Consider the following 24,085-nt stretch of genomic DNA (forward strand, 5'->3'; position numbering starts at 1 on the left):
TATATGCAAATAGCAAAAATATTATTACCGGTAGCAAAATTATTTCCGCTAGATTATTTAATTCCTAAAGATTTATCTGTAAATATAGGTGATCTTGTCATAGTGTCTTTTAGAAATAAGGAATTAACCGGTATAGTATGGGAGCTTGTATCAGATTCTGAAATACAAAAATTAAAAACTATTCATAGGAAAGTATCGCTAAACTTAAATATTACTCCAGAAGTTTTAGAATTAATTAAATGGATGAGTGTTTACTATATGTCAGAGCTTGGTAGTATAGCCAAGTTAGTATTACCTATAGATATTGCTGCAAAACCTATAAAAATTAAAGAACAAAAAGTAAATAACGATTTTATATTACCTGATCTATCAGAAGAACAAAAACAAGCAGTAACAGTCTTAAATGAAAGTAATAAGCCGGTAATTATAAAAGGTGTTACTGGTTCTGGTAAAACAGAAATATATTTTCATTTAATAGCAGATTACTTAGTAAAAGGTAAACAAGTGCTTATTATGCTTCCTGAAATTGCACTTAGTACACAAATTATTAATCGTTTTATAGAGCGTTTTGGGTTTGAGCCTATAATATGGAATTCTAGTGTTACGAAAGCTCAAAAGCAAATGATTTTAAGAGGCATATTAATTGATAAAGTTAAAGTAGTAATTGGGGCTAGAAGTAGTTTATTTCTGCCTTTTAAAAATTTAGGTCTAATAGTGATTGATGAAGAGCATGATGAATCTTATAAACAAGATGATGGGATATTATATAATGCTAGGGATACAGCTATCGTCAGAGGTACATTTGATAAAGCACAAATTGTTTTGTGTTCGGCAACACCATCTATTGAAACAATGTATAATGTAGATTTAGGGAAATATCGTTTAATTAATTTAATTAATAGATATAAAAATGCTCATTTGCCGAATATAGAAGTGATTGACATGACTAAAGAGAAGTTACCTAAGAATTCCTATTTATCTAAGATTCTTATAGAAGCTATAAAAGCTAATTTAGCTAATAAAAAGCAAACATTATTATTTCTTAATAGGAGAGGTTATGCTCCACTAATGCTCTGCAAAGCTTGCGGTTACAGATTGACCTGCAAATATTGTTCTAGCTGGATGGTAGTACATAAAGCGAATAAAAAACTTGAATGTCACCATTGTGGTTATCAAAGTAAAATTTTTAGTGTTTGTCCTGAATGTCTAGAAGATGCAACATTAACTATTTGCGGTCCAGGTATAGAGAGAATAGAAGAGGAAGCAAAAGCGCTCTTTCCTGAGAGGAAAATTGCAGTTATAAGCAAAGATCATGCTAAAAATACTGAAAAAATAGCACAGATTTTGCATCAAATAGAAAATTTAGAAATTGATATATTAATAGGGACACAAATGATTACTAAAGGTTATCACTTTCCAAATCTTACTTTAGTGGGAGTAATAGATGCCGACCTTGGAAGTAATAATGCCGATCTTAGAGCATCTGAGCGAACTTTCCAGCTACTACATCAAGTAGGTGGTAGAGCGGGGAGGGGTGATAGTAAAGGTTTGGTATATTTACAAAGCTATTGTCCTAATAATATAATTTTTAGTTATGTTAAAGTCAGTTATGAAGATAGTTTTTTTGCACATGAACTTGAAATAAGAAAGTCAGCATATATGCCACCGTTTTCCAAAATGGCATCGGTAATTTTATCAGGTGCTAGTGAACATAAAATTCTAGCAATTGCTAAGAATATGGTCAGAATTGCACCAAAAGCAAACGTGAAAATTTTAGGACCGGCAAGCTCATTAATGTCAAAGCTTGCCGGTAAATATCGCTACCGAATACTTATTATAGCCGATAAGAAATTTAATTTACAGAAATATTTAAAATTTTGGCTCAGCCTTATAAAAATTCCTTCTTTTTGTCAGATAAAAATAGATATTGATCCTAAGAGTTTTTATTAAATTTTGTGCACAGAATCTAGCTTCTATATTTTTCGCCTTTATGCTTATTCGACGGTGGAACATTAGATGAATGAGCAGAAGGATTAGTAAGAGATTTTTGTATTTTTGCTATAGCTTGTTTAATATTTTGAGTAGAATTTTTATAGCATCTTTATAAAAAGCATCTTTCACTTTATAAAAGAATTTTTGATAAAATAACCTCTTTTTGAGGTAATCCTGACTTGTTTTATTAGTCGTCCTAATGATTTTTAACAGTAACGTCAAGACACTTTCCCTGCAATAGAACCGCTTAATTCTATATAGTGGCTCAATTCCGGAATACAATAATCTTTGATATCAATATGATTGATTTTTTAAAAAATTCTCTATTTTTTTCTTCGGTTAAATTAGAGTGTTTGTTTGTTATGTGTTTCTTCTGGTATCTTTGTTTAGTCCAGAGCCGGTTTTGAAAGAATAATAGGCTTTAATTTGCAGAGAAGGGGTATCGAAACTATATTAAATACCTTGGGCTGCAGTTAAATCAGTATGTTTTTTATATGCCTCGTCCCATGCCTTGATTTGCTCAGAAGTAGGTTTTGTAGGAACAACTGGTTTTATATTTTCTTGTGCCATATTAAACTCCTATTATTTATTTACATAATTAAACCATATTTTTATTTTCGTTATAAATTTGCTTAAATTTTTATAGATTGTAAGCAAAATTTCTTTTTGTATTGCAATATTTTTACTATAAGATAAGGCTTATTAATTAAAATGAGATATGAATTTTATGTATCCTCTTGTTAGACTTAGAAGAAATAGAAAAGCATTTTGGCTTAGAGAGTTAATAGCTGAAAGTAATTTATCGATCAATGATTTAGTGCTACCTTTATTTGTTGTTGATGGGCATAATGAAAGACAAGAAATTAAGACTATGCCTGGTATATATCGTTTACCGATCAATCAAATAGTAGAGACCGCTAAAAGAGCAGCAGAGCTTGGTATTAATGCTATTGCATTATTTCCTAGTATTGATCAAAGTCTAAAAAGTAAAAATGCCAACGAGGCTTATAATTTAGATAATTTGATATGTAGAACTATTAGAAGCATCAAAAACGCTAATGTTGATATTGGTATAATATGCGATGTAGCACTAGATCCTTATACCACACATGGTCATGACGGTATTGTGTATCACGGGGAAGTTGATAATGATAAATCAGTAAGAGCCTTAAGTAATCAAGCACTAGTGCTTGCAAAAGCAGGGGTAGATATTGTTGCACCTTCCGATATGATGGATGGCAGAATCGGAGCTATAAGGAAATACCTTGACAAAGAGGGGTTTATAAATGTCGGAATTCTTGCTTATGCAGCTAAATATGCTTCAAGTTTTTACGGTCCGTTTCGCGATGCAATTAGGAGTAACAAAAGGAATTATTTAGATAAATCAAGCTATCAAATGGATGTACGTAATATTAAGGAAGCAATGCTTGAAATTGAACACGATATATCTGAAGGAGCTGATATGGTAATGGTTAAACCAGGTATGCCGTTTTTAGATGTTATTCGTGAAGCAGCAAATAATTTTAATGCTAAAATTTTTGCATATCAGGTTAGCGGAGAATATGCAATGTTAAAATTTGCAGCTGAAGCAGGGGCAATTGACTGGGAGAGTACCATAATTGAATCATTAACTAGTTTTAAACGTGCAGGAGCAACTGCGATATTGACCTACGCAGCTCTTGAAGTAGCTGAAATATTAAAGAACAATAAAATTAAGTAGCAAAACGGCTTCTGCCCTGGCTTATGCCCTCGCTTCTGCCCTTGATATAAAATAAATAATATGTATTTATATCAAAATTATCAATTTTATATAAATCATTATAAAGAGGCGAGGATGAGGCAAAATAAGAAATCAGTATTTAAAGGTTGGAATTTTTTAAGGCCTAAAGTAGGTGGAGCTAATGATGTAGGAGAGCATGGTGGAGTATATCAAAGCTCAGACGGTAAAATTACGGCGATGATAAAAAAAGAGACTTCAATCTCAAAAAATATAGCCGAGTTTTTAGGATCTCAAATTTTTGAAACTATAAGTCCTGGAAATGGAGCAAAGGTTAATTTAATTAGTCCTGATCATTTTAATAAATCTAAAGTCTTTGATTCGCAAATATATGTCAAATCTGAGTTTTTTGAGAATTATATTAGCGATATGTATGTGGACATGGATAAACATATGTCTGCTACAACTAAACCAAGTTCTTGGTTTAGAAAAGACGGTGGTAGACCGCTTTTTATGGGGACTCGAAATAAATTATTTAGAACCTTAGAAAATGCTTTTAAGGAAATTAAGTATCAGAACTTTGAAAATATTATGCCGGCAAGTTTATTGATCGGCGATTTTGATATACATGTTGGAAATATAGGAGTTATCAGAGACCAAAAAAATCCAAAAACTTTACCTAAATTAGTAAGAATTGATTTTGCCGGTAGTTTTAATAATTTAACAAATAATATCTACCCTAATTCAAGAGCTAAACATTTGCCGTGGTTTGGGCCTACTAATCATTTTAGAGAATTTCCTTCTAGTTTTAGAAAAAAAAATCCTAAATTTGCCGATAGCTTACTTGCAGTTTCTAAAATTGATTTAAGTAAAACTATTGATAAAAGTTTTGATGAATTAACTAAATATTATAGTAATGAAGCAATTGCAGAATTTGCAAAACAAGCGATACCAAAGAAATTTAATAATACAAAATCTAAAGAAATAACGCCTGAAGAAATTAAGACTAGTTTAATAGATGTAATGCAAAAAAGGCAAGAATCCTTAAAGGAATACGGCTTAGAAATTAAAATAAATAGTTTAATCTCTAAAAAATATAGTTTTCCTTATTATGAAGTGAAAGAGCAAGAATTAAAAACATTAATGAGAGAATATCCTGATTATTTTGAGAAAATTCTTAATTATAAAGCAAGTAAAAAAGGAGGACAAAAAATTAAATTAAGAAATAAAGTTACTACTAATGTTACAAGAATTTTAGAAATACTCGGTGTTAGGGATAGTGCAAAAAAACATTTAATAAAGACAATAAAACGTTTAAATGAAGATATTAAATATGAAAGAAATTTAACTGATTCTTCTGATAAAGTAAAAATAAAAAAAGAACCAGAACAAAAATTGGTAAAGACAAATGTAGATGCAAATAGAGAATATGTAGATGCTCTAGAAAAATTCAAGAAAGAAGTTGAAACGGATTATATTGTTAGTGTTACTCCAAGTCAATTAGGTCTAACTAAAAAAGCTAAAACGAAAGACCAAGATTTATTAAAATTAGATGAAGAAGATCTAAAACATATAAAGAATCTAAAAGAAAAGATTATGAAACCGACAAAAACTACTTTAGTTGATGTTGATAACAAAAAACCTTTTAAATCTAAAGCAAGCAAAGCTGAAATTAGAAAATAAATGAACCAAGCAATAAGAAGCCTACAACTAAGTAATTAATCAGTAAAAGCCCATATTGAATCGGCAGGTTCATTAGCTCAATCTTTTTAGAAAAATACATGGCTTTTACTACTTTAAGATAATAAAAAGCAGCAACTATACTAGTAAAAATACCACAATAAGCTAGTGCAAATTCTCCTTGATTAATTGCTTGGTAAAAAAGGTAATATTTACCGAAAAATCCTGTAAGAGGAGGGATGCCAATCATTGAAAACATAACTATGCTAATTACAGCCGCTATAGTTTTATGGTTCTCTGCAATTCCTTGTATAGTTTTAAAACTAGCTTTATCGGCGTCTTTACCAAGTAACATAATTAAGCAAGTAAAAAATCCTATACTCCCTACCGCATATATTAGAATATATAGTAGAGCTGTTTTATATCCGTCTTGATTATGTAGAAGCACGCCTATTAATACATAACCGATATTTAAAATAGTGCTATATGCCATTAATCTTTTTAGAGAAGTTTGACGAATAGCTCCAAAAGATCCAAATAGCATAGATAATATAGCAATGATCTTTATTAAATTATAATTAATAGGATGATAATCACCTATAATAAATTTGCTGATATTTAATAAAACGGCAACCATACCGATTTTAGAAGCAGCAGTAAAATAAGTAACTGACGCTATCGGGGATCCTTCATATACGTCAGGTGCCCAAAAATGAAGTGGAACGCTTGAGAGTTTAAAGAAAATACTGCTTAAAAATAATACAATACCGATTATTAAACCAATGTTTGTTGAAGAAGAATTATTGAGCTTATATAAAATGTCTTCAAATTGTACGCTTCCCCCAAATCCATATATAAACGAAATCCCGAATAATGATAAACAACTTACTAAACTACCCAAGATAAAATATTTTAAAGCACCTTCCGATGATTTAATATCATTTAATTTGAATCCTGCAAGTGTATATGAAGTTAAAGCAGTAAGCTCCATACCGCAGAATAATAATAGAAAATTCTGTGATGAAATGGCAACAAAAATACCTACAGTCGATAATAACATTAAAGTAATAAATTCACACTTTAATTTCTCGTTGGCAAGAATAGAGTAACCACGGTATATAATAATGGATATAATAGTGAATAGTAAGACTATGCTTTGACTAATACCAATATTTATTCCGGTAGCAAATGAGTGCCATACTCCTTCATAGCTTGAATAATGAAAGGTAAGAAAAATTGATAATATGCATAATAAAATAATTATATTAGAAATAATTCTATTTTTATTTGGTATCATTACAGCAAAAAACTGCCCTAAAAGGGCTATTATAATTAAAGTTATTTCAGGAAGTAGCAGTAGCATATAAACTAATATTATTTATGGAAATATGGATATTAGTAAATAAATCATTTTTTATCAACAAACTTATATATAATTATTGTACTTTAAAACTGCATCTAATTAAAATTATTTTCTTTTATACACTAATAGTAGAAAAATTTAATACTAAAAATTATTTTATGCAAAAAAAGAAAAAACTTTAAAATGATGAGATTGTACGTAGTGCATTTGAAAAATCTATAGTTGCTAAAGAGTTTTTTGAAATGCATTTACCACCATTATATAAAGGATAGTTTTATAGAGCCTAATTTTAAGAAATCTATATCGGATATTTTATTTTCTAATTTGACAGTGAAATCGGCTATTTATTTTTATTGTTATTACATCAAAGTAAACCTAATTATTATATGGGCTTTTCGCTTGTTCAAGTATATGTTAAATATTGCAGAATATCATATGAAAGTACTAAAAAATAAAAAATTTCCTTTCATATATCCTTTAGTGTTTTATAATGGCATACAAAAATATAATGTTCCTTTAAATTTATGGGCATTATTTGAAAAGAGTGAATTAGTACAAGCTACTTGGATTAATGATTGTCAACTGAATTAATATTCATGAAATTTTTGATGAGAAATTAAAAGTAAATCCTTGTCGGAATGTTATAATTTTTTATGAAGCATATTCATAAACGAGCATTGATAAAAAAATAGCAAGAAATAGCCGATCTTTTAACTACATTTGCTGAAATTAATATAGGGATTGATTATAGAGTTAATTTTATAGTCCCTTTGGTGGTTAAAACCTCCATCTTCCAGATGGGAAAGCTTTAGCTTGCCATGTTGAGCCATGATGTGTTAGCATCATAAGCCCCATGACTCAATATAGCAACAAATCACGCACCGTTTACTATCATCGATATCCACATATAGTGTGGATTACAAAATATCGATACAAGGTATTAACCTATGACATCAAAAAGCGAGTGAGAGAAATTATTGCAGTAGTTGTAGAAGAACTCAATGTTAAAATAGAAAATGGAGTAATATCAAGCGATCATATACATATATTTGCCAATATACCACCTCATATTAAAGTGAGTGAATTTGTGCAAAAAGCCAAAGGGAGATCATCAAAAAAATACAAGAAGAATTTCCAATATTAAGAAAAAAGTATTGGGGTAGACATTTATGGGTGGTAAGAGAATACTTTAGTGCGACTAGTGGTAATGTGACTGATGACATGATTAATGAATATATTAATAGACATACTGATGCTCATGAACCAGCAATGACTACTAATATAAGACTGGAATAAGCTTTAGCTTGATTCAGCGACTTCTAGTCGCTATAGACAAACTTTCATCTCTTAGATGACAGTGATTGATTCTATGCTTTGACCAAAGCTAGTCAAAATGATATAATAGAAATAGAAAAAATACTTGAAATCCTGAAACAGGACAAGAAATTATGGGAAGTATAATACATTACTTGGAAAAGCAAGGTATTGAAAAATTTATACATATCCGGTGTAATGAAATTAAAAGTAAAAGAAAAAAATCCTTACAGCCACAAATTTAATTAAGGTTGGTTTAAAAACTGACTTGATAGTTACCTCAACCAGATTAAAGAAGGAAGAGGTTGAAAAACTTAAATAAATTATACATGTATTTATTATCATTTATATTAAAAGGAGTAACTACATTATTCCGTCAATTATGGTTATCTGTTAGCTCTATAGAGTTTTATACAGACGTATATAGAAACTATCAAGGATATGGAATAAGATATTTATTTACTGTATCTTTTATTCCATCAATAATTTATTGTATTTTTATATTAAATTACATAATAACTTTAAAAGATTATTTTAACGGAATACAATCATCAAAAGTTACAGATAATATTGAATATATTATCAATCAATTACCGGAAATTAAATATAATAATTCAAAAATTTTAGTTGAAGAAGTAGAGCCTATATATTTATATAGTAAAAATAACAATAAAATAGTAGTTATTGATACAAAAAATCAAGTTTCTAACAAAGAAAAAAGCAAAATACCCTTTGTACTTGAAGAGAATAAGCTTAGGATAAATTTAATTGTGGCCAATACTAAGAAAAATTTTCCAAGTACTGTTAACTATTCTGAGATATTCAAACAAAATGAAGTAATTTTAACTCCTGAAATAATAAAAAAATATTTTGCCAATAATTTACTATATGTAGCAAATTTATTTATTTATTTTGGTATGCCGGTTATTATATTATTTTGGTTTGTAACATTCTTATTAGAAAGAAGTATTATAGTGTTGTTAGTGTATAGCTTAGCTAATTTACTTACTACTAAAACTTCAATACAAACTTCTATAAGGTTAGTAATGTTTTCAAGCGGAGTACCGATAATATTACAACCGGTTATTATTATATTAATACCAGAATTAAGTATATTATTACAGCTACTACAAATGCTTACAACTTGTTTAGTATTTATCGCTATTTGGCAAATTAACAAGAGCCTGTCGAGTTATATATAAGAAAAATCGATTATCGTATTATATGTGATTTTAAATCCTCAATTTACTAAAAACAGTCTGTTATTAAAAAGTAAAAGTTTTTAGTTTTTATTGTAAAAATGAGAACTAAAATTATTTTTTTATAAACTTAGAGTATTTAAATGGGTACAGAAAAAAAGAAAGTAAGGTTTGCATAGGAGCTTGAAGTTAAAGAATTTGCTCAAAATCAAGAAGCAACAGAAGTAAACCTTATAAAAGGAAGAGTAATTAATATTGATGCTAAAGGCTGCTTATTTAAAGCCGGATCAATTAGTAATTCATGAAAGAAAAGCTACTGGAGTAAGAAAGATTGAAGTAAAGAGAAACCTAAATTTCTTTTAACAAATTTTCGCTGTAGTAGGTCTTATAAAAGATACAAAAATAATTAAAGAAGATTTACTTATACTGCCGGTGATATAAAGGAATATTAAAGGATAACGGTCAATTTCTAATCCTATAGAAAATTTGTTGATAAAATAGAGATCTTCAAATTTGTTTTATATTAACAAGCTAATTATTTATTAATTAAATAATATATTACTTGACTAAATTACTTAGGTATTGTAAACATTAAAATTTAAGTTTTATAAAGTGAATAGCAAAATTACTTAAGTCATTTGCTATTGGCAATTAATAGGTTGGTCATATGATGCTGACGATGAAAGGAAGATATGCTGTAATGGCAATACTTGAAATTGCTTTAAAATCAAGTGCTGCACTGGTTCACTTTTGAATGAAATTTCCATAAAACAAAATATATCGCTTAACTATTTAGCGCAAATATTTTCTAAACTTAAAAAAGCTAATTGAGTTAAGGCCATTAGAGAATTGAAAGGTGGGTTTAATAGTTTAATAGGTAACCTTGAAGAAATAAAAATCTACTATTATAGACACCGTTAACGCAAACTTTATAATGACTACCTACTATAAGAAATCAGTTAAAACTTGCATACCTAATACAATAAAATGTAATTCGCATAAATTATGGACAGGTCTTGGGAAGTATATTAGAGATTATTTTGAAAAATATCTATTAAAGATGCCTTGAATTTAAATATATGATATATTTAGACCATAATGCCACTACCGTTATTGACTTTAGAGTTAAGGAATTCATAATAAGTTTAATGGATATGGAGCTTAACCCTTCATCAGCACATAGCTCAGGTAGATTTGCTAAGAATATCATAGAAATAGCACGCTCACAAATAGCAACGGCTCTTGGTATAACCTTATCATCTAGAGAATACGATATTGCTTTTACATCGTCAGGTACTGAAAGTAATAATTTAATAATGAAAAATTTTTATGACGGCGATATTTTTATTTCAGCTATTGAACATTTATCAATCTATAGCCATATAAAATATGCTCCAAATATTAAAATTATAAAAGTTGATAATCAAGGTTTAGTTGATTTAAAACATCTAGAAGAATTATTATCTCAAAGTAGTACTGCTAAAAAACTAGTTTCCGTAATGATGGCTAATAATGAAAGCGGGGTTATACAAGATATAGCTGAGATAAGTAAAATAACTAAAAAATATGAGGCAAAATTTCATAGTGATTTAATCCAATCATTAGGAAGAATACCTATAAATATTAAAGATTTAGGGTTAGATTTTGCTACAATTTCAGGACATAAAATAGGAGCAGGGCAGGGTAGTTCTACTTTAATTTCTAACTCTAACTTTCAAGTTACTCCAATGATTATAGGGGGAGGACAAGAAAAAGGGATAAGATCAGGCACCGAAAATGTTTTAGCTATTGCAGGGCTTGGTTTAGCTGCTGAATTAATAACAAAAGATATCTCAGAGAAATATATAAAAATTAAAAGCTTACAAGCAACCTTAGAGAAAAAACTAAAAGAATATCCAAAAGTAAATATTATTAGTGAAAATGTTTCAAGATTACCTAATACTAGTTTGTTTACTGTGCCTGGTACGGATGCACAGATAAAATTAATAGGGTTTGATTTACGTAATATTTGTGTAAGTTCTGGGTCTGCTTGTTCATCAGGAAAAATATCTAAATCACACGTATTAACCAATATGGGTGTAGAGGAAGAAGAGGCAAAGTCTTCGATTAGGGTATCTTTAAGCCATAACAATACAATTGAGGACATAGAAGCTTTTATAAAAGCTTTTGAAGAGGTATATGACTGACGATGTCATTCCTGCAATAGTAACAATTTGATTGTTACCTCAGGTTTGACCACGGTGGCCAATAAAATTAAAAAAGACTGTATGATACAGTTGTGAGAGAATTAACTATATGAACCCACAATTACACAACATAATTTTGCCGATATATATGGATTATCAGGCAACAACGCCTCTAGATCCACGGGTCATGGAAGCAATGCTGCCGTATTTCACTACTAAATTTGGTAATCCGCATTCACGCAGCCATTCTTTTGGTTGGGAAGCAGAAAACGCTGTTGAAGAGGCAAGAAGTAGAGTAGCAAAGTTAATAGGAGCAGATGCTAAAGAAATTATTTTTACCTCCGGTGCAACCGAGTCTAATAACCTTGCAATAAAGGGAATAGCAAAATTTTACGGCAATAAAAAGAATCATATTATTACCGTAGTCAGTGAGCATAAATGCGTGCTTGATGCTTGTAGGCATTTAGAGCAAGAAGGTATAAAAATTACATACTTACCGATTAACCCAAATGGAATAATCGATTTAGAAATATTAAAAGAATCTATTACCAATCAAACTATGTTAGTTTCGGTTATGGCGGTTAACAATGAAATAGGCGTGATCCAGCCTTTGAAAGAAATCGGAAAAATTTGTCGTGAAAGAGGTGTTTTCTTGCATTCTGATATTGCTCAAGGTTTTGGTAAAATTCCAATTAACGTTAACGAGTTTAATATTGACCTTGCCAGTATCTCAGGACATAAAATTTACGGTCCAAAAGGAGTAGGTGCATTATATGTAAGGAAAAAGCCTCGTATACGTGTTACACCCCTTATAAATGGTGGTGGTCAAGAACGTGGTATGCGTTCAGGTACGCTGCCGACTCCTTTAATCGTAGGGCTTGGCATGGCTGCTGAAATAGCGTATAATGAGATGGAAAAAGATAATAAGCATGTAAGTTACTTATTTGACAGATTTTTAAACAATATAAAACAAAAAATTTCGGAAGTTTATTTAAACGGTGATAAAGATCAAAGATATAAAGGTAATTTAAATTTAAGCTTTGCTGGAGTAGAGGGGGAGTCAATTATTCTTGCCATTAAAGATTTAGCAGTTTCGTCCGGTTCTGCTTGTACTTCTGCGTCACTTGAACCGTCATATGTTTTACGTTCAATGGGAATCGGTGAAGAACTTGCCCATACTTCAATTAGGTTCGGCATAGGTAAATTTACTACCGAACAGGAAATTGATTATGCAGTAGATTTAATATGTTCAAAAATCGATAAACTAAGAGAATTAAGCCCTCTTTGGGAAATGATGCAACAGGGTATTGATTTAAAGAAAATAAAATGGGCATCTCATTAAAGTCCTTAATGTTCATTCCTGCTTCTAGCTAGGAATGACATATACAACGGGGAATGACACATTAAAAATTAAATTTTAGAGAATAACAATGGCTTATAGCAAAAAAGTGATAGATCATTATGAAAATCCTCGTAATGTCGGGTCGCTTAATAAAGAGAGTCAAAATGTCGGTACGGGACTTGTTGGAGCTCCTGCTTGCGGTGACGTTATGAAGTTACAAATCGAAGTTGATGATAATGGTATTATTACAGATGCTAAATTTAAAACATTCGGCTGTGGTTCGGCTATTGCTTCAAGTTCTTTAGTAACGGAATGGGTTAAAGGAAGATCGATAAATGATGCTGAAACTATTAAAAATACTGAAATAGCAAAAGAATTATCGCTGCCGCCGGTAAAATTACATTGTTCACTACTTGCAGAAGATGCAATAAAAGCAGCTATAGCTGATTATAAACAGAAAAAGCAAGCAAAAAATACTCTTAAAACATGAAAAATGTTATTTCATTAACCGATTCTGCTGCAAAGCAAATAAAGTTGCTAATAGCAAAACGAGACAAGCCTACCTTTGGTATTAGGGTAGGGGTTAAGTCAGGCGGTTGTGCAGGTCAAACTTATTACGTTGAATATGCAGATAGTAAAAATCAATTCGATGAAATAGTTGAAGCAAAAGGTGTGCGGATACTAATTGATCCAAAAGCGTTAATGTATATTCTAGGTTCTAAAATGGATTATGTAGAGACTAAATTCAAATCTCAATTTACTTTCACCAATCCGAATGAGAAAGGTAATTGTGGCTGCGGCAAATCTTTTAGTGTGTGATAATCCCGCTTGATTGATTGTATTATTCTAGTTTTAGTTTAGCAATTACAGCACATCCATAATTTTAAAGTTGCATAAAATCGTTTTGATAGCTATATTAAAGCCAATTAAAATTAAAACAAAAAATATATGTCGCAAAAATTAGGTTTCTGGGCGGTATTTGCTTTAGTGACTGGAAGTCAAATTGGTACTAGCGTTTTTATATTGCCGTTAAGTTTAGCTCCATTCGGTGTATATAGCATTTGGGGTTGGGTGCTGTCACTATTTGGTGCTATGAGTATAGCACTTGTATTCTCGTGTTTATGTGCAAAATTCCCTAAAACGGGTGGTCCTCACGTTTATGTATGGGCAAGTTTTGGGGATAAAATAGCCTTCTTTACCGGTTGGACTTACTGGGTTATATCCTTTGTTAGTACAAGTATCGTTGTTATCTCAGCGATAGGTTACCTAACACCTTTTTTTAAATCACAAGCGGTTTTGGATTTAATATTACAGATAATATTATTAAGTGCTATTTTGGTTTTAAATTTAAAAGGTCCTGAAGTAGCAGGAAAAGTAGAGTTTTATTTAACTCTCTTAAAATTTGTTCCACTGCTTGTAGTAGGTTTAGCTGCATTATCTCATTTTAATATAGATAATATTGCTATAGCTGAAGAAGTAGAGAATTTAAGTATTCCAACTATAATGGGTAGAGTTGCACTTCTTACTTTTTGGGGATTTATTGGGGTTGAGTGTGCCACTACTACGGCAGGGGCGGTAACAGATCCGGCAAAGACCATTCCAAGAGCCATAATGCTCGGCACTCTCTGCGTAGCGGCGTTATATATTATAAATAGTATAGGTATAATGGGATTAATTCCCGCTGCTAAACTTATTGGTTCTAAAGCTCCTTATGCTGATGCTGCCACATTATTATTCGGCGGTAAATGGTCAAGCGTTATTGCAGTTATAGCCTCGATTATATGTATAGGTACACTCAATGCTTGGGTACTAACTAGTGGACAGATTGCTCTTGGTCTCGCTGAAGATGGATTACTACCAAAATTTTTTGCTAAGAAAAACAGTAATAATGCCCCAACTTACGGAATTATTGTAAGCTGCCTTGGTATTGTGCCGTTATTAGTCTTTACGGCAAATGATAATTTGGCTGCGCAGATCACACAAATAATAGATTTCTCGGTAATAGCATTTTTATTTGTTTATTTAATTTGTAGTTTAGCTTTTTTAAAAGTAATTCTTAGTTCAAAAGAAAAATGTTCTTATTATTATGTACTTATAGCTATAATATCTATTATCTTTTGTAGTTGGGTCATCTATACAACGCCTGTTAAAACTATAATTATAGCTACCTCCTTTACTATCCTTGGTATTCCTTTATATTACATGTGGTATAGAAGTAGTAAACAGTACGTTGCAAAGTCCTCAGTGTCACCTCCCGTGACTTGAATCACGGGGGGCGCGTTTTTCTCCCCCCTTAGTTATTTTATGGATACCATGGTCATTAAGCCACGGTATGACAGGTAAACATGATAAAAGAGAGAATTACTCTACTTAGAAGCTTGTTCACAGAATATAATATAGACGGTTATATAATCCCGTCTAATGATAAATATATGAGTGAATATGTACCGGATTATGCTAAAAGACTTGAATATATTACAGGTTTTACCGGCTCAAACGGTATGGTTATCATATGTAAGGATGTAGCATTATTTTTTACGGACGGTCGCTATTTAGAGCAAGCAAACAAAGAACTTGATTTAGAGCTTTTTAAGATTTTTGATTTAAAAGATATATCCACATTAAATAAAGATAATTCAGAAAGGTTTAGGCAAGACCTACAAAATTCGCTTGTATCAAGCTTTCTAAATTATGTTGTAGGTTATGATTCTGAATTATTTACTTATCCTGCTATATCAAATTTAAAGTTCAAGTTTCAGAAAATTAACGGTAATTTAGTTGATAAGATTTGGCATAATCAGCTGCTAGAGCCAAATTCTAAGGTATATTTACATGATATTGAATTTGCCGGTAGTAGTCATCTAGAGAAAATAAAGCAGTGTCGTAAAACTTTGGATTCCCTCTGTCGTGTTAATGACAATAAACAGGGCTGGCATCATACCACTGTATCAGCCTTGGTCATTCTCGATAGCTCTTCTATATGCTGGTTACTAAATTTGCGGTCTAGTGACGTTGCTTATACACCTTTAATGTTTGCTAAAGTTATACTCACTTCTACAAAATTATATCTATTTATCGCTCCATCAAGAATTGATGCTGACATTATTAATGCACGCCCTGAAATAACAATTTTACCTGAAAAAGAATTTGAAAAGATTTTAAGAGATAGTGAGAATATTTTTATTGATGCTAATATAGCTTCTGTGTATATCATGGACTTAATAAGTGATAAAAAAGTACACAAAATTACTGACCCCTGCCTAATACAAAAAGCCTGTAAAAATGAGATCGAAATTAAGTATGCAATCGACTTTCATATTAAAGATGCAGTAGCTTTGTGCGAATTTTTTGCTGATTTTTTTCAATGTCATCCCTGTGAAAGCGTGGATCCAGGAAAAGATAGTATGGATTACCGCTTGTGCGGGAATGACATAGGGGAAAACTGGAATGATTCAATAACAGAATACACCATCGGGTTAAAACTTACAGAGTATCGAGCTAGACAAGAGGGTTATGTTTCGGATAGTTTTCCTACTATTTGCGGGTTTCAGGAAAATAGTGCAATTATTCATTATAGAGCTGACCCAAAAACTGCTAAAAAAATTATAGAGCAGGGGATATTACTCATAGATTCCGGTGGTCAATATAGAGGAGCTACCACCGATATAACTAGAACGATCGTAATAGGTACACCAACCGATGAGCAGAAAAAGCGTTATACGCAAGTACTTAAAGGACATATTGCTTTAGCAAGAGCAAAATTCCCTAAAAATATCGTTGTAGGAGCTAATCTTGATATACTAGCTCGGCAATATTTATGGCAAGAAATGCTAGATTATCCGCACAGTACAGGGCATGGGGTAGGGAGCTTCTTGAGTGTTCATGAAGGACCGCAAAGTATAAATCTTCGTAATAAAACCGTACTTAAAGCAGGTATGATCTTATCTAATGAACCGGGTTTTTATATTCCTGGAAAATACGGAATTAGAATTGAAAATTTAATGTATGTAAAAGAAAATAGCGGATGGCTTGAATTTGAGACCTTAAGCTTAGTGCCTTATGCTAGTAAATTAATTGATGTGAAACTACTTAATATTGATGAAATAAACTATATCAAAGAATATTATAATAAAATTAGAGATAAAATTTATGATTTATTATCTACGCAAGCGAGGAATTGGCTTAATAATGAAATAAATTTATTTTTACAATCATTATTGTAATTGACGTTTCCACTATTTATTGATATAAAGTCTATACAAAGTTAATGTCATACTTCTGCTTGATCAAAGTCATGGGATGATGCAGTCAATATGGGACGTCGCCAAGTGGTAAGGCAACGGTTTTTGGTATCGTCATCCGGAGGTTCGAATCCTCCCGTCCCAGCCATTTTTTAATTTCCGATGCTTTAAGTTTAAATCAATTCAATAATTCAATGCAAGAAAGGAAACTCTCTTGCAATAAAAAGTTCTATAATCCATATTATGGAAAATAATATATATTGAGTGGTGCATTCGATTGGATTTGAACCAACGACCTTTGCCTTCGGAGGGCAATGCTCTATCCAGCTGAGCTACGAATGCAAAAAGCTTTCCTTGCAATGACGATTTTAATAAGAACGATCTAAAATAAATCTCATAATTGAAAACAAATAATCTTTATAAATATTCTGAACCGGAATTTTATTTAATAACTTATTTGTTTCATTTTCTAAGTTACTCAAATAATTAACTGTTTCATTGTAAATTTCATGCTCAATCATCAAATTACGTACTTTAATAAACTCTTCATTAGTACGCTTATCGCATTTAATTACATTTTGAAGCCAAAGCTGCTTATCTTGCTCTAACGTATTATATAAAAAGATCAACGGTAATGTCACTTTTCCTTCTAAGAAATCATCACCGATATTTTTGCCTACCTGTTTGTCATCACCTAAATAATCAAGTAAATCATCTATAACCTGAAATATTGTTCCGAGTAATTTTCCAAAGTCCTGCATATCTTTAGAAACATGGTCTACCTGCTCTGCTATAATTGCCCCGACTTTGCAAGAAGCTCCAAATAGTTCGGCAGTTTTAGATTTAACTATTTGCTGATATTCGTCTATAGTTATAATACGTCGCTCATTTAACTTAACTAGCTGCACTACCTCTCCTTCGGAGATAATCGCCGAAGCTTTAGCTAAAATATTCATAGCTTTAATAGAGCCGGCAGCAACCATCAACTTGAAAGACTGACTAAATAGGAAGTCCCCAACTAAAATACTTGTTTTACTTCCCCAAATAACGTTAGCCGTAGGTTTGAATCTTCTTAAAGTACTGTCGTCTACCACATCATCATGAAGCAATGTAGCGGTATGAATGAATTCAACAGCACTTGCAAGCTTTATATGATTATCGCCTTTATAATCAAACATTTTAGCGGTTATTATAGTTAAAAGCGGACGAATTCTTTTACCTCCTGCTTCCAGTAAATATTTACCGACTATTTCTATTAATCCTTCATCACTTTTTAAACAGCTAATAATCAGATTATTTAACTTAGTTACTTCCTCTTTTAAATCTTGCTGTATTTTTACTATAATATTCATGGTATCTTTTAATTGCGATTGTCATCCCGCCACTTGGTCGTGGGATCCAGTCTTTTTAAAGTTTTTCTGGATACCGTGATTAAGCCACAGTATGATACCGAAAAATAATTTTTAAAGTTCAAGTTCATCGAGTATACATTGTTCTAATATTTTTTGATTAGCATTAGGAATTAATTCCATAATTTTGTCTTTTATATTTTCTCCTGGTTTCACTTTTTTTGCTGCCGCTTGATATAAAGATAAATAATATAAAGGTATAAGTTTATTTATATCATCTATAGTACCTATTTTAGCTTTGTTTAAGTCAGATAAATCAAATACATACTCAATGCTAGCATCAATTAAATTAGATGAATTCGGGTGATCGGAAATAGTTTTTAAAAATGATTTTAAAGTATCGCCGTATACTTTCTTACTCTCTTCCGAAAAGTTTTTAAAATTCCCTACCCCATATATATATGGGCTTATAACATCTATTATTTTAGCATAGTTATTAATTATTATTACGCCTTTACTGTAAGAATCTTTAAGAGCATTGATGATAGTTTCATTTGTTATATTAAATCCCGATGCGTTTGAATATAGACTTAAGCTATTTATCTGTGCTCTAGTTAATTTGTTTAATTCAGTAACTAAATTAATATTTAAATGAAAATTATATTGCCTATCTTCAAGGATACTAAAATTATATTGTTTATTATTATTCAAAATATAGCTTAGTTCATTATGCAAACCTTGATATATCTTATTATCAGAAATTTTAAACAAATAGTCCTGCTTATCATAATATTTCTTTATAACCTCTAATAAGCCAATTATAAAACCATGTTTTAGCTTAAATTTCGTATCTAATAAAAGATCAATATTATTATTGCCGAAATCGTTTAACTTACCTTTATATAATAAATTAATATTGTTTTCAAAACCATTACTATTTATTTTTGCATTGGTAACTTCAATTATTAAATCTTTAGCAATATCTTTAAAATGCAAACTACTAGTACTAATCAGGAAATTACCGGAAAATTTGAAATTATTATTCCAAGCAAGCCTATATAATAATAAGCCGGCAGGTATTATTCTATCTTCAAGGTTGCTTTGTATTATTTCGGTTTCATAGTAAATTTCTAATTTTTGTGGTATGTTTTCAAGAAAATCCTGTTTATTTGTATAATATTTACTCTTGTCAAATAACATAGTAAATATAGTATGACCTTCTTCATATAATTTTTGATTATCGACTAAGTCAAAAATTTCTGTTTTACCCGAATTAAATGTAATTTTTTTAATAAAATTTATGATTTCAAATAAATTTTTTTTTGACCACACTATTTTAAATAATTTAAAATTTAACGGTATTTTTGCTGATAATATGCAGTTATCATTATAAAATCTTACTCCAAATCCTCTTTGAACCGGCTTAAATCTTCCGAATGCTTCTCCAGAAAAATGTATAAATAAATTCTGCTTAAGTAAATTATAACCGATATTTATCGGGGAGGTAAATTCAATAGCTCTATTAATACTCTCTTCTTGCCAATTAATTACCGAAATACCCCATTTAAAAGGAAAACCATAGGGCTGAACTTTAGAAAATTTAATAAGATATTGCTGATTAGGATTATTATCAGCCTCTTCTATATTAAGATCGGTACCGGCATATTTTTGGTTTATAGAGTGTGATACAGAGAGCATAATAGCAAACCACAGTCCACTATATGCGAGTATAATAAAGATAGATATAAATAATATTATTTTAAAAGTTTTTTTCATTTTAAATCGGCATTATTGTGTGATTTTCTAAGTCATCATTGCGAGCGACTGAAAGGAGCGTGGCAATCCAGCAAAAAATTAAAAAATGCTAATCTTTCGCATTTTTTACTGGATTGCTTTGTCAATTATTTACGTAATTTTCTCGCAATGATGTTTTTCTCATGTACATAATTCTATATATTCCTTATTCAATTTTATAACGTTCCAAATCCATAAACTCATCATAACTATAAAAATTACTAATAAATATATTATAATAGAATCAAAGGTAGCATTCGGAATAATAATAAATATCAAAGACTGGATAAATGCTCCAAGCGATTTACCGAATTTAGTACCTATTACTTCTACGGCAGCTTTACCCTTAGTTCTAAGCTCTAAAGATAAAGGAATATACGCAATTTCTTTTGTTGAATCAAATAATGAATATTTGGATGATTTACTAAGTATATTCTGAATCGCTCCAACAATAATCGCTGCATATAGAAGATTAAAATCACCGACACCGAAATATGAGGGTATTTCTTCAATAAATATTATAAAGATAAAAAATATTAAGCCGGTAATAGACAACATAATAGGAGTTAATAATGCAGAAATAAGCCAACCGAGTCTTCTAAGAATATTGCTGCCTATTACCATGAAAGTAACGCATGATATTCCCATCCAAATATTAAACCTACCCATAAAATTAACATAGTCCACGGTATTTGGATATAGTGCTTTTATTTTGGCTTTCCACGGTCCTTCGACTATATTTATTAATAATCCATAACAAATTATTAATAAAGCAATACGACCTATATATTTTGATTGAATTACTAATTTGATACTTTCAATTACCGAAAGTTTGGTTTTCGTTTTAGCCGTAACTTTTTTTACATCTAAAACATTTATGGAATCTGTTAAAATCAATCTATTTATTATCCTAAATAGAAGAATAGCAATTATTCCTGCAGTAACAATAATTGACATGATCGGCTGAAGCATTATAGCATTTTGATAAGATGAATTAAAAGAATCCGGTAATAATTCTGAATCAATAATGCCATGACCGCTTGAGAAAAAGACAAGTACACTGCCTGCTATTATAAGACCGATATTGCCGACCATACCAAGAACAGGATAGAATCTTTTAGCTTTAGACGTATCAAAAATGTGATTGGCAAACTGCCAAAACATTAAGTTTATTACTACTGCACTCCATAATTCTGAGAAAATATACATCAGTGCATAACTCCATTTACTACCTATCTTAATGAACCATTTAAAATTAGGGTATGAAGCAATTAAATTATTTATCATTTCATCATTAGGATGGTAAATATCTTGATTTGGATAAATAATATAGGCAAATAATAAGAAAAATAGTAGAAAACTGCCTACTATAACATAGAAAATATATTCAAAATTTAATTTATTACTAAGCTTAACGTAAAGTATGGTAAAGATTACACATGAGGGTAATACTAACCATAATTTTAAGAAGCTAATAATTTCAGCACCCATAGATGGCACTACTAAACTATCTTTGATAGATCTTAAAGCCCCAAAATTAAAAAGAATACATAACATCATTAAAGCCATAGGTATAAATAGCTTTAATTCGTTCCTTTCTATAGGCCAAATGATCTCTTTAACTTTTTCAAAAAAGATTTTGGGCGATAACATTTTTATTATAACATTACATAAAAATTAAAATTTTTAAATCTCTTAAGTGCTAAAGTCAATTAAAATAATCAATTTATATTACTTCAAGGCGTTATTCTCTATATCACCAGTAATATTTTGTGATTTGATCTAACTTGTCCTGGTTTGTCTCCCATACTTTTATAATATTTTATGAAATCATCATTTTTTATTTCTAATATTTCTTTTACTTGCCCTTAATGACAAAACTATCAAAACTGATTGGATAATTAGCCTAAATTAACTGAAGCTTTTTTTCGTACAAGACATTTGCATGTTAAAAAATTAATATTAGTAGTCATTACTGGTTCATGAGCATCAGTATGTCTATTAATATATTCATTAATCATGTCATCAGTCACATTACCACTAGTCGCACTAAAGTATTCTCTTACCACCCATAAATGTCTACCCCAATACTTTTTTCTTAATATTGGAAATTCTTCTTGTATTTTTTTTGATGATCTCCCTTTGGCTTTTTGCACAAATTCACTCACTTTAATATGAGGTGGTATATTGGCAAATATATGTATATGATCGCTTGATATTACTCTATTTTCTATTTTAACATTGAGTTCTTCTACAACTACTGCAATAATTTCTCTCACTCGCTTTTTGATGTCATAGGTTAATACCTTGTATCGATATTTTGTAATCCACACTATATGTGGATATCGATGATAGTAAACGGTGCGTGATTTGTTGCTATATTGAGTCATGGGGCTTATGATGCTAACACATCATGGCTCAACATGGCAAGCTAAAGCTTTCCCATCTGGAAGATGGAGGTTTTAACCACCAAAGGGACTATAAAAAGAGTAATAATTATATTAGATTCTTTGCTTATCTTCAGTTATTATAGGATTTATGTTAAATAATTCTTGTTTATGTATTATTTGGTTGTTTGGATTTATTAGCGGTTTTAATCTAATGATTACTGGTAATACTTTAAATTATTGGCTTGCTAGAGAAAATATAGCCCTGCAAACAATCGGTATATTATCGTTCATAACGCTTCCCTACTCTATTAATTTTTTATTAGCACCGGTTTTTGATGCTCTGCAAATTAAATATTTGAATAAAATATTCGGTCATAGATTATCTTGGATTTGCTTAACTAGTAGTGCATTAGTATTTCTTGTGTATATTTTTAGTTTTTTAGATCCTCGTACTAATCTATTATTATTTGCTTTCACAGCTTTAATTATCTCTTTTTTTAGTGCCGTACAAGATACTATATTAAGTGCTTTAAGAACGGAAATAGTACCTAAAGAATCGCTTGTGTTTACTTCAGGAATATATATATGCGGTTATCGGGTCGGTATGCTTCTTGCAGGTTCTGGAGCTATTTATTTATCTATTTATTTAACATTTAATGCAATATATAAAATCTTTGCCGGTTTAGTATTTATTTATTTAATTTTATTGATTGTAGGAATTAAGTATTGTTATTTAAATGAGAATAATATACAGATAATCAAGAATGATATAAAAAATAATCAAAATAAAAAGAACATCATAAATTTTATATATAATGCGTTACAACCTATAGGTTCTGTTTATTTCATTATTCTTATATTAATTTTCCTAGTATTATATAGATTACCTGATAACTTAATTAATGTTATGATTAATCCGTTTTTGCTTCATCTTGGATATGATGCTTTTGAAATAGCAAGTGTTGGAAAGTTTTGGGGTGTTGTAGGAGCTATAATCGGCGGATTAGTCGGCGGTGTTATTATGAAACATAAAAATATATTAAATAGTATATTGTTATTTGGTATTATTCACGCTTTAGGACATATTGTATTTATTTTTCTTGAAATAAACGGTAAAAGTTCTTTATTATTATTTATTACAATAGGAATAGAAAGTATTACCGGCGGTATGACAATGACTACTTATATCGCTTTTATTTCTTCGCTTTGCCAAGGTAAGTTTCGCGCTACTCAATATTCTTTTCTTTCATCAATGATGGGGATTTCACGCTCAATTTTTCCTATAATTTCAGGCTATATAGTAGTAAATTTTGGTTGGCAAAATTTCTTTTTATTTACTACAATTATTACTATTCCCTCTTTGCTAATATTATTGAAATTAAAAACTAAACTACAATGAATGATGTCTTCAATACTTTTTTACATATAATATTTTAATACGATATTTGGCTATTGTATTTCATTATATACCGAGTATTTTTTATATTAAATTAAAGTGCAAAATATCGTAGTATTAAG

17 protein-coding genes, 2 tRNA genes and 2 pseudogenes are annotated in these 24,085 nt (G+C 30.3%); 15 read left to right on the plus strand and 6 right to left on the minus strand.

All coding sequences use genetic code 11. From position 1 onward, the window contains the following. Nucleotides 1-3 precede the first annotated feature (3 nt). From A1E_RS02115 to A1E_RS02130, 3 genes are all read left to right on the plus strand, one after another. Nucleotides 4-1,950 (plus strand): primosomal protein N', encoded by a 1,947-nt coding sequence (locus A1E_RS02115; RefSeq protein WP_012148598.1) that lies wholly within the window; start codon nt 4-6, stop codon nt 1,948-1,950. Between the two features lie 769 nt (nt 1,951-2,719). Next, nucleotides 2,720-3,712, plus strand: a complete 993-nt coding sequence (gene hemB / locus A1E_RS02125; RefSeq protein ID WP_012148600.1) for a porphobilinogen synthase — start codon at nt 2,720-2,722, stop codon at nt 3,710-3,712. Nucleotides 3,713-3,826: 114 nt separating this feature from the next. Continuing rightward, entirely contained in the window at nt 3,827-5,392 is a 1,566-nt protein-coding gene (locus A1E_RS02130; protein WP_012148601.1) for a hypothetical protein, read from the plus strand. Here A1E_RS02130 and nuoN read toward each other — a convergent pair. Continuing rightward, complete coding sequence (gene nuoN, locus A1E_RS02135; RefSeq protein ID WP_012148602.1) at nt 5,382-6,752, minus strand: NADH-quinone oxidoreductase subunit NuoN; 1,371 nt, start codon at nt 6,750-6,752, stop codon at nt 5,382-5,384. The two genes, A1E_RS02130 and nuoN, sit on opposite strands and share 11 nt — an antisense overlap. A gap of 324 nt (nt 6,753-7,076) precedes the next feature. On the opposite strand from nuoN, the gene A1E_RS05520 reads away from it, so the two are divergent. From A1E_RS05520 to A1E_RS02185, 11 genes and pseudogenes are all read left to right on the plus strand, one after another. Then, a complete protein-coding gene (locus A1E_RS05520; protein ID WP_410524328.1) occupies nt 7,077-7,343 on the plus strand; it encodes an Rpn family recombination-promoting nuclease/putative transposase in 267 nt (88 codons plus the stop codon). 262 nt (nt 7,344-7,605) lie between these two features. Next, nucleotides 7,606-8,048 (plus strand): annotated as a pseudogene (gene tnpA, locus A1E_RS02145) (IS200/IS605 family transposase). Nucleotides 8,049-8,395: 347 nt separating this feature from the next. Next, on the plus strand, nt 8,396-9,268 hold the full coding sequence (locus A1E_RS02150) for a DUF1189 family protein (RefSeq protein ID WP_012148606.1): 873 nt from the start codon (nt 8,396-8,398) through the stop codon (nt 9,266-9,268). A gap of 664 nt (nt 9,269-9,932) precedes the next feature. Further along, nucleotides 9,933-10,348 (plus strand): annotated as a pseudogene (locus tag A1E_RS06800) (Rrf2 family transcriptional regulator). Continuing rightward, on the plus strand, nt 10,345-11,451 hold the full coding sequence (locus A1E_RS02155) for a cysteine desulfurase family protein (RefSeq protein WP_012148608.1): 1,107 nt from the start codon (nt 10,345-10,347) through the stop codon (nt 11,449-11,451). The pseudogene A1E_RS06800 and the gene A1E_RS02155 overlap by 4 nt, the downstream one beginning before the upstream one ends. Nucleotides 11,452-11,560: 109 nt before the next feature. Then, nucleotides 11,561-12,793, plus strand: coding sequence for an IscS subfamily cysteine desulfurase (locus A1E_RS02160; protein WP_012148609.1), 1,233 nt, complete (start codon nt 11,561-11,563; stop codon nt 12,791-12,793). Between the two features lie 88 nt (nt 12,794-12,881). Then, entirely contained in the window at nt 12,882-13,283 is a 402-nt protein-coding gene (gene iscU / locus A1E_RS02165) for a Fe-S cluster assembly scaffold IscU (protein ID WP_012148610.1), read from the plus strand. Next, entirely contained in the window at nt 13,280-13,612 is a 333-nt protein-coding gene (locus A1E_RS02170; RefSeq protein WP_012148611.1) for an iron-sulfur cluster assembly accessory protein, read from the plus strand. The genes iscU and A1E_RS02170 overlap by 4 nt, the downstream gene beginning before the upstream one ends. A 129-nt stretch (nt 13,613-13,741) precedes the next feature. Further along, the gene (locus tag A1E_RS02175) at nt 13,742-15,058 is read left to right on the plus strand and encodes an APC family permease (protein WP_012148612.1); all 1,317 of its coding nucleotides are present in this window, start codon (nt 13,742-13,744) and stop codon (nt 15,056-15,058) included. An 80-nt stretch (nt 15,059-15,138) separates the two neighbouring features. After that, nucleotides 15,139-17,016 (plus strand): aminopeptidase P family protein, encoded by a 1,878-nt coding sequence (locus A1E_RS02180; RefSeq protein WP_012148613.1) that lies wholly within the window; start codon nt 15,139-15,141, stop codon nt 17,014-17,016. A 91-nt stretch (nt 17,017-17,107) separates the two neighbouring features. Continuing rightward, nucleotides 17,108-17,182: transfer RNA gene (locus A1E_RS02185), tRNA-Gln, on the plus strand. Between the two features lie 117 nt (nt 17,183-17,299). Here the strand turns inward: A1E_RS02185 and A1E_RS02190 are convergent. The 5 genes from A1E_RS02190 to tnpA (A1E_RS02210) form a co-directional block, all read right to left on the minus strand. Then, nucleotides 17,300-17,376 (minus strand) — tRNA-Arg (locus A1E_RS02190). Nucleotides 17,377-17,402: 26 nt separating this feature from the next. Continuing rightward, on the minus strand, nt 17,403-18,386 hold the full coding sequence (locus A1E_RS02195; RefSeq protein WP_012148614.1) for a polyprenyl synthetase family protein: 984 nt from the start codon (nt 18,384-18,386) through the stop codon (nt 17,403-17,405). 111 nt (nt 18,387-18,497) lie between these two features. Next, on the minus strand, nt 18,498-20,159 hold the full coding sequence (locus A1E_RS02200) for a hypothetical protein (RefSeq protein ID WP_012148615.1): 1,662 nt from the start codon (nt 20,157-20,159) through the stop codon (nt 18,498-18,500). A 159-nt stretch (nt 20,160-20,318) separates the two neighbouring features. Next, nucleotides 20,319-21,830, minus strand: coding sequence for a nucleotide exchange transporter Tlc3 (tlc3, locus tag A1E_RS02205; protein WP_012148616.1), 1,512 nt, complete (start codon nt 21,828-21,830; stop codon nt 20,319-20,321). A gap of 248 nt (nt 21,831-22,078) precedes the next feature. Beyond that, entirely contained in the window at nt 22,079-22,567 is a 489-nt protein-coding gene (tnpA, locus tag A1E_RS02210) for an IS200/IS605 family transposase (RefSeq protein WP_049749254.1), read from the minus strand. 148 nt (nt 22,568-22,715) lie between these two features. On the opposite strand from tnpA (A1E_RS02210), the gene A1E_RS02215 reads away from it, so the two are divergent. Beyond that, entirely contained in the window at nt 22,716-23,966 is a 1,251-nt protein-coding gene (locus A1E_RS02215; protein ID WP_012148618.1) for an AmpG family muropeptide MFS transporter, read from the plus strand. The last annotated feature ends 119 nt before the right edge of the window (nt 23,967-24,085 follow it).

The sequence above is a fragment of the Rickettsia canadensis str. McKiel genome, from assembly GCF_000014345.1.
Lineage (GTDB): Bacteria > Pseudomonadota > Alphaproteobacteria > Rickettsiales > Rickettsiaceae > Rickettsia > Rickettsia canadensis.